Annotated in this window: 6 protein-coding genes; all 6 read left to right on the plus strand. The window is 61.0% G+C overall.

Annotated elements, in window-relative coordinates; translation table 11 throughout:
- Positions 1-101 precede the first annotated feature (101 nt).
- Positions 102-2,399 (plus strand): xanthine dehydrogenase molybdenum-binding subunit XdhA, encoded by a 2,298-nt coding sequence (gene xdhA / locus BN1121_RS08505; protein WP_005358432.1) that lies wholly within the window; start codon positions 102-104, stop codon positions 2,397-2,399.
- Positions 2,392-3,270 (plus strand): xanthine dehydrogenase FAD-binding subunit XdhB, encoded by an 879-nt coding sequence (xdhB, locus tag BN1121_RS08510; RefSeq protein ID WP_005358430.1) that lies wholly within the window; start codon positions 2,392-2,394, stop codon positions 3,268-3,270. The genes xdhA and xdhB overlap by 8 nt, the downstream gene beginning before the upstream one ends.
- Positions 3,270-3,755: a xanthine dehydrogenase iron sulfur-binding subunit XdhC gene (xdhC, locus tag BN1121_RS08515; RefSeq protein WP_005358428.1), complete on the plus strand. Its 486-nt coding sequence runs from the start codon at positions 3,270-3,272 to the stop codon at positions 3,753-3,755. Before xdhB ends, xdhC begins: the two co-directional genes overlap by 1 nt.
- A 126-nt stretch (positions 3,756-3,881) precedes the next feature.
- A complete protein-coding gene (locus BN1121_RS08520) occupies positions 3,882-5,738 on the plus strand; it encodes a sigma-54 interaction domain-containing protein (RefSeq protein ID WP_005358426.1) in 1,857 nt (618 codons plus the stop codon).
- A 141-nt stretch (positions 5,739-5,879) separates the two neighbouring features.
- Entirely contained in the window at positions 5,880-6,731 is an 852-nt protein-coding gene (locus tag BN1121_RS08525) for a protein NO VEIN domain-containing protein (RefSeq protein WP_005358424.1), read from the plus strand.
- A gap of 246 nt (positions 6,732-6,977) precedes the next feature.
- Positions 6,978-7,631 carry a hypothetical protein gene (locus BN1121_RS08530; protein ID WP_197065751.1) on the plus strand — a complete coding sequence of 218 codons (654 nt, stop codon included), beginning with the start codon at positions 6,978-6,980 and terminating at the stop codon, positions 7,629-7,631.
- Positions 7,632-8,063: the final 432 nt, after the last annotated feature.

Raw genomic sequence — 8,063 nt, forward strand, 5'->3', positions numbered from 1 at the left:
ACATTTGTGCCAGCGGCGCGGCCAGCGCCGAGAGATGGGCGCATATCTTGCTGATCCCCTCCTGGTTCTTGATGTTTCCCCAGGGAATAGAGGATGTAACCATGTCCATAGGATTACCCTTTCGGCGCGTCGACGCCCAGGCCAAGGTGACGGGGAGGGCGCGCTACACCGACGACTTCACCATGCTCGGCATGCGCCACGCCAAGTATGTGCGAAGCACCCTGGCCCACGGCCGGGTGACCGCCATCGACTGCACCGAGGCCCTGGCCCTGCAAGGGGTGGAGGCGGTCTTCACCTGGCAGGATGTGCCCGACATCTGTTATCGCACCGCCGGCCACGCCTGGAATCTCGACGAGAGCAAGCGCGACGTGAAAGACCGCCGCCTGCTCACCGACCATGTGCGCCACTACGGGGACGGTGTCGCCATCGTCGTGGCCCGCGATCCCCTCACCGCCGAGAAGGGGGCGGCCCTGGTCAGGGTGACCTATGAGCCGCTGCCGGTGATGACCGATGCCCACAGCGCCCTGGCCGAGGGGGCCGAGCCCATCCATCCGGGGGGCAACCTGCTGCGCCAGAGCCAGATCCGCGGCGGCGAGCCAGAGCAGGCCATCGAGAACGCCCCGTTTCGCTGCCAGGGCCACTACGAGACCCCTGTGGTGCAGCACTGCCACCTGGAGTCGGTCACCTGCTACGCCTACATGGAGCAGCCGGGCCACCTGGTGGTGGTCTCGAGCACCCAGATCCCCCAGATAGTGCGCAGCCGGGTCGCCAAGTCCCTGGGCCTGCCCTGGGCCAACGTGCGGGTGGTCAAACCCTATGTGGGGGGCGGTTTTGGCAACAAGCAGGACGTGCTGGAAGAGCCGATGGCGGCGTTTTTGAGCTACAGGCTCGGGGGCGTGCCGGTCAAGGTCACCCTGAGCCGTGAGGAGTGCTTTCTCGCCTCGCGCACCCGCCACGGCTTTCATATAGACGGTGAGCTCGGCATGGACCAGGACGGCCGCCTGCTCGGCTACCGGCTGCACGTGCTCTCCAACACCGGGGCCTATGCCTCTCACGGTCACTCCATCGCCTGCGCCGGGGCCAACAAGATAAGTTACCTCTATCCGCGCAGCGCCTTCGGCTATGACGCCCGCACCTTCTACAGCAACCTGCCCACCGCCGGGGCCATGCGTGGCTACGGGGCGCCCCAGGTGGTGTTCGCCCTCGAGTGCATGATGGACGACGCCTGCACCGCCCTCGGGCTCGATCCCCTGGCGGTGCGCCTGGCCAACGTGGCGCGTGAGGGAGACGTCAACCCGGTCAACCAGAAGACCATCTACAGCGCCGGGCTGCCCGAGTGCCTGCGCCGGGGGCGCGAGCTCTTCGAGTGGGACAGGCGCCGTGCCGAGTGCCAGAACCAGACCGGGCGGGTGCGCCGCGGGGTGGGGGTCGCCTGTTTTAGCTATGGCTCCAACACCTATCCGGTGGGGGTGGAGATAGCGGGGGCGCGCATGCTGCTCAACCAGGATGGCTCGGTCAACCTGCAGATCGGCGCCACCGAGATAGGGCAGGGGTCGGACACCGTCTTCGCCCAGATGGCGGCCCAGACCTTGGGGATCCCCTTCGAGCAGATCCGGGTCATCTCGACCCAGGACACCGACATCACCGCCTATGACCCCGGCTCGTTCGCCTCGCGTCAGAGCTATGTGGCCGCCCCCGCCATCCACGAGGCGGCGCTCCAGCTCAAGGCGCGCATCCTGGCGCTCGCCGCCCAGCTCTGCCATCAGGAGGTGGGGTCGCTGACCCTCATCGACGGCGATGTGGTGCTGGCCGGGGCGCCGGACAAGGTGCTGATGAGCGTGGCCGAAGTGTCGCAAAACGCCTACTACCACCTCTCCATCGGTGGCCAGATCACCTCGGAAGTCTCCCACAAGACCACCACCAACCCGCCAAGCTTTGGCTGCACCCTGGTCGATCTCAGCGTCGATCTGGACCTTTGCAAGGTCACCATTAACCGCATCATGAACCTGCACGACGCCGGTCAAATCCTGAACCCTGTGCTGGCCGAGGGGCAGGTGCACGGGGGCATGGGAATGGGCATCGGATGGGCCCTGTTTGAGGAGATGATCATCGACCCCAAGAGCGGCGTGGTGCGAAACCCCAACCTGCTCGACTACAAGTTTCCCACCATCACGGACTTGCCGCCGCTCGAGTGCGACTTCGTGCAGACCTACGAGCCCCAGTCCGTCTATGGCCACAAGTCCCTCGGCGAGCCGCCCATCATCTCGCCGGCGCCGGCCATTCGTAACGCCATCCTGATGGCGACCGGGGTGGCCATCAACACCTTGCCCATCACTCCCAAGACCCTCTATCGGGAGTTTGTCCGCGCCGCTCTGATTGAGGAGGCCCCCCATGTTTGATATTCGCGCCTATCACAGGGCGACCAGCGTGGCCGAGGCGGTTGCGCTGCTGGGCGCTCACCCGGGTACCCGGCTGGTGGCCGGGGGCACAGACGTGATGATCCGCCTGCACCACTTGAGCGCCGATTACGGCGAGCTGGTGGACATTCACGAACTGCCCGAGCTGCGCGGCATCCGTGAGCTGAGCGATGGCACAGTGCGTATCGGCTCGGGCACCACCTTCACCGAGATCATCGAAAGCGAGTTGGTGCAGCGGCGCATCCCCATGCTGGCCGAGGCGGCCGCCACCATAGCGGGCCCCCAGGTTCGCAACGTCGCCACCTATGGGGGCAACCTCTGTAACGGCGCCACCAGCGCCGACTCGGCCGCCCCCTCTCTGGCACTGGAGGTGCGCCTCGAGATAGCCGGTCCCGAGGGCACGCGCCTCATTCCCCTGGCAGGCTTTCACACCGGCCCCGGCCGGGTGGCCCTGGCCCCGGCCGAGGTGCTGGTGGCCATCCATATCGCTCCCGATCCCGAGTCGGGGGTGGGCAGTCACTACTTCAAATACGCCATGCGCGATGCCATGGACATCGCCACCATAGGCTGCGCCGCCTGGTGCCGCATCGGCGAGGGGCGCATCCTGCAGCTGCGTCTGGCCTATGGCGTGGCGGCGCCGACCCCCATCCGCACCCCCCACGCCGAGGCGCTGGCCGAGGGGGCCCCGCTGACCCAGGCGACCCTGGCCGCCATTGCCCGCGCCGTGGAGGCCGACGTGGCCCCGCGCTCCTCCTGGCGGGCGGAGAAAGATTTTCGCCTTCACCTTATCAAGACCCTGGCCGAGCGGGTGGTGCGCTGCGCCATCACCCGGGCCGGGGGGGAGATCCTCTGATGCATCCACAAACTTGTGCCCAGCTCGATATCGAGTGCGAGATCAACGGCAAACCCTACCGCTATTCGGTGCCCCCCAGCCTCTCCTTGCTGCACCTGCTGCGCTCCCAGGGGCTTATCAGCGTCAAGGAGGGGTGCAGCGTCGGCGAGTGCGGCGCCTGCACGGTGCGGGTCGACGGGGTCGCCATCGACAGCTGCATCTACCTGGCGGTGTGGGCCAACGGCAAATCCATTCGCACCGTGGAGGGGGAGGAGCAGGGCGGCAGACTCTCGGATCTGCAACAGGCCCTGATCGACGAGGGGGCCGTGCAGTGCGGTTTTTGCACCCCGGGCCTGGTGATGGCCGGGGCCGCCCTGCTCGACAAGACCGCCCGCCGCCCTTTGACCGAGACGGAGATCCGCCGCGGTCTCGCCGGTAACCTCTGCCGCTGCACCGGCTACCAGAACGTGGTGCGCGCGGTGCAGCGCTGTTGTCACAAGAAATGACGCCTCATGTCGGCCGAGGTTCCCCGGCCGACGCTTTCGTGATCCCGCCCGAAGTCATCTCGGCCGAGTTGGCATAGGATAGGGCCGCGATGACACCCACCAGAGACGACAGAGAAGGACGTTCGAATGACCTCGTGTGGCCCCCGTTTTCCCCTGATGCAGATCCAGCCCACCATACTGCGCTTTGCCAAGATGCTTGGCAGCGTGTTGCAGCTGGAGGTGGAGATAGTGGACGCCAGCCTGGTGCGGGTGGCCGGCACCGGCCCCTATGGTTGCGGCTTCGGCCGCGAGCTGGAGGGGGATTCGCGCCTGCTGCGCTACGTCATCGACAACCAGTGCGAGAAGGTGGTGATCCAGACCAGCGACGACCCGGTCTGCCGCGGTTGCAGCCATAAGGCGCAGTGCCGTGAGCGCGCCTTTTTGGGGGTGCCCATCATGGTGGACGAGGCGTGCGTCGGGGTGATAAGCCTGGTGGCCTTCAACGGCGAGCAGCAGGCGCGCCTGCGGGACAACCTGCAGGAGGTGAGCGACTATGTGCGGCACATCTCCACCATGCTGGTCTCGAATCTGGTGCGCAGGCGCGGCTACGGGGACGGGGTGGACAAGCTGCTGCTCTCGCTCACCGCCAACATGGATCAGGGCTGTCTGCTCCTAAACGAGCGCAACCAGGTGATCCACGCCAATCCGCCCGCCCTCAAGCAGCTCAACGTGGCCAAGGAGCAGTTGCTCGGCCGCACCCTGGCGGTGCGCCCGCTCACCTTCGCCCAGAGCGGTCTCACCGGCCATCTGCAACACATCCTGAGCTGGGGAGATCGCCAGGAGCTCATCATAGGGCAGCTGCAACCGGTGCAGGATCAGCAGATCTTCCTGATGGCGTTTCACCAGTCCCACGCCGCCCTTAGCGCCCCCACCGAGCAGGACGCCCGGCTCGAGCCCCTCATCGGCGAGAGCAAGCCCATGCGCCATCTCAAGCACCTGCTCCAGCGCATCGCGCTCAGCCCCTCGAGCGTGCTGATCACCGGGGAGAGCGGCACCGGCAAGGAGGTGGTGGCCCGCGCCGTGCACCGCCTGAGCCCGCGCCACGACAAGCCGTTTATCGCCATCAACTGCGCCGCCATTCCCGAGCAGCTGCTCGAGAGCGAGCTGTTTGGCTACGTCAAAGGCTCCTTCACCGGCGCCTCGAGCGGGGGCAAGCAGGGGCTGATTCAGGCCGCCCACCAGGGCACCCTGTTTCTCGACGAGATTGGGGACATGCCGCTCACCATGCAGGCCAAGCTGTTGCGGGTGCTGGAGCTGCGCGAGGTGACCCCCATCGGCGCCAGCCGCACGGTGCCGGTGGACATTCGGGTCATCGCCGCCACCCATCAGCAGCTCGAGACCTTTATCGACGAGGGGAAGTTTCGCGAAGATCTCTTCTATCGCATCAACGTGGTGCCCCTGCACCTGCCCCCATTGCGCGAACGCCACGGGGACGTGGAGCTGCTGACCCACCATTTTCTTAACCTGCACACCAACCGCATCGGCATCGTCTACCCCGGCATCACCGAGGAGGTGATGGCCCTGCTCAAGGGGTATCGCTGGCCCGGCAACGTGCGTGAGCTTAGCAACCTCATCGAATACCTGGTTAACGTCATCCAGTCCGGCGAGGTGATTGAAGGCTCCCTGCTTCCCCCCAACATCATTCGCAATCAGCGGGGCCCCCAGGCATCGCCCGAGCAGGCCGCTCATGCCGGCGCAGAGCCGGCCCAACCGACGACCCTTCACCACGGCGACCCCCAGCCGAGTGAGGCGACCCGCCCCCAGTGGCCTGGCCGCGATGAGCCCGCCGGGCACATCATGGCCGAGAACGACCTGGAGAGCATGGAGCGGCAGATGATAGAGGAGACCCTCTCGCGCCTTGGCAACAAGAAGCTGGCCGCCCAGGCCCTCGGCATCGGCATCGCCACCCTCTATCGCAAGATAAAGAAGTATGAGATTGCGTGATGGCCAGCTTGTGACTGTGTCTCTCTAACGACAGCGCCCCCTGATGGGGGCGCTTTGTTTGGGCTGAGGGCTGCGCTGGCTGAGGCGTCCATAAGGGCGTAATATGACCGCCTTACTGATTGAATATAAAAGGAAAGTCCGATGGCTCGCGGGAATAGTTGGTCAGCGCTGGAGATTGCCGCCACGGTGTCGGACTATATGGCCATGTTGCAGCAGGAGCTGGCCGGTCAGCGCTATAACAAGGCCGAACACCGCCGTGCTCTGCTCAGTAAGCTCAGCGCTCGCACTCCTGCCGCCGTAGAGAAGAAACACCAGAACATCAGCGCCGTCTTAAAGTCGCTCAACCGCATGTGGATTGCAGGCTACAAGCCCCTTGCCAACGTCCAAGAGGCGCTGCGAGAGGAGGTGGAAACCTGGCTGCTCCATCACCCCGAGTTCGACCGCCAGCTCGATGCCGAGGTGGCGCGCCCCGCCGTCGCGCCCGCCTATTTTGACTTCGGCACCTTCTTAGTCGAGCCACCCGCCCTCGATAACAGCCTGCAAGAGCAGGTCGCACCCTATCAGCTCAGGCGCCCGCAACTACATAGGGACTATGTGGCCCAAGAGGCGGCTAATCGCTCGTTGGGATTGGCCGGTGAGCAGCTGGTCGTGGCCTTTGAGCGGCAACGTTTGATAGCCCAAGGGTGTCAGTACTTGGCCGATCGGGTGGAGCATGTCTCCCAGAGCAAGGGGGATGGGCTTGGTTATGACATTCACTCCTTCGAGGCTAATGGAAGAGATCGGCTCATCGAGGTGAAGACCACCGCCTTTGCCAAGGAGACGCCGTTTTATGCCAGCAAAAACGAGGTGGCGTTTTCCGAAGATCACGCCGATCTCTTCGTGCTAACCCGCGTCTATCGCTTCCGTCATGCCCCTCAAGCCTTCGAACTCCCCGGCGCCATCGTTCAGAACTGCCATCTCAATCCGGTGACCTATATCTGTCAGCCGAGGTGAGGTCTAGATAATAAGTAAAGCCATAGAAACTCATCTCATGGCTCCTTGCCTTATTCTTACATTAAGATACTTCTCAGTTTAATGTTTTGAACAGGTGGATGACTGGTTCACTGAGTCATATGAAGAGTGCGAACCTATTTTGTTATGTGATCTACCTCTTGTATACAACATGATAAACTCCAAATGAGCCCTGATGGGATATAACGTTAGTGGTGAGTATGTCTGAATTAGCTTCAGGAGCCCATCATGCAGTATGCAAAATGCACCCTTGATAACAAGAATTGGGAGGCAGCCGAGTTTGAGAGATTGCCTACCGGAGAGTTAGAGACTAAAAGAACCAGTCTTGTTTGTACCGAGTGTGGTGAGTTTGCGTGGTACAGAAAAAGAAGCATTCATGGGAACCCCCCACATTTTTGTGCTCATCATGCTGAAGGTTGTGACCTCAAGGTTGAGTATGTTTCATCTACAGAAAACAGAGATGATGTAACAGAAACGGCAGATGAAGTGGCAAACAATGACACTATAATTGTCAGACTAGACAAAGAAAAGGGGGGCGCGATCGATGTTGTCCAAGTGCAGGCTCCCCCTATCTCTGGTCAAGGAGAAGGTGGTCGAAGGTATGTCATTACTGATAATACTCGGCTTTCGTCACAGCAGTTTACACTTCGCCGAATTTTGCATCGGTTAGTCAAAAGTGAGGCTTTCAGGAAGTCTGCTAGTCGTATTATTTTCTATAGGACTAATGATGATGTGATGCTTGATGGGCAAGTGAAGGATATAGTAATTAGTTTTGCTGATATTACGAAAGAAAAGCATCATGACAAGATCAATTTTTATTGGGGCCCTATTGTGTCCGTTAAAAAACGGCAGATGGAAAAATATGGCTCAACTCAAGGATGAGCTATAATTCTGCTAGCGTGGCTATATTTGAAGATATAGCAGATGATTTCATGCAATTCTTCGAGGTTGACGAGTTAGATGATCTGCTTGGTGCTTACGTCTTAGTCGCAGGACGGTGTTCCTACAGCAATGGTGGTGAGGGTAAACCTATCATATGGTGCGGCACTAAAAACTATATCTTTGTTAAAAAGTATAAAGATCCATACATTGAAGACGTTGAATAAGATGATGTGCTGACAATGGTTTAGTTTGATGATTATTTTTCTTAAGTCTTAGTTTTTGTGAGCAAACTATTTTTTAGTGTTCAGATGAGTTGATTGCATAATGGGCTTGCTGACTTACTTTGGTTGGTGAGCTCATTATTTAACAAAGGGTTTTCTCTTTTCTAGAGAATGCAGTAAAGAATAATCATGTGTACAGATCTAGTTATCA

Origin of the sequence: Aeromonas diversa CDC 2478-85 (assembly GCF_000819805.1) — a bacterium.
Lineage (GTDB): Bacteria > Pseudomonadota > Gammaproteobacteria > Enterobacterales > Aeromonadaceae > Aeromonas > Aeromonas diversa.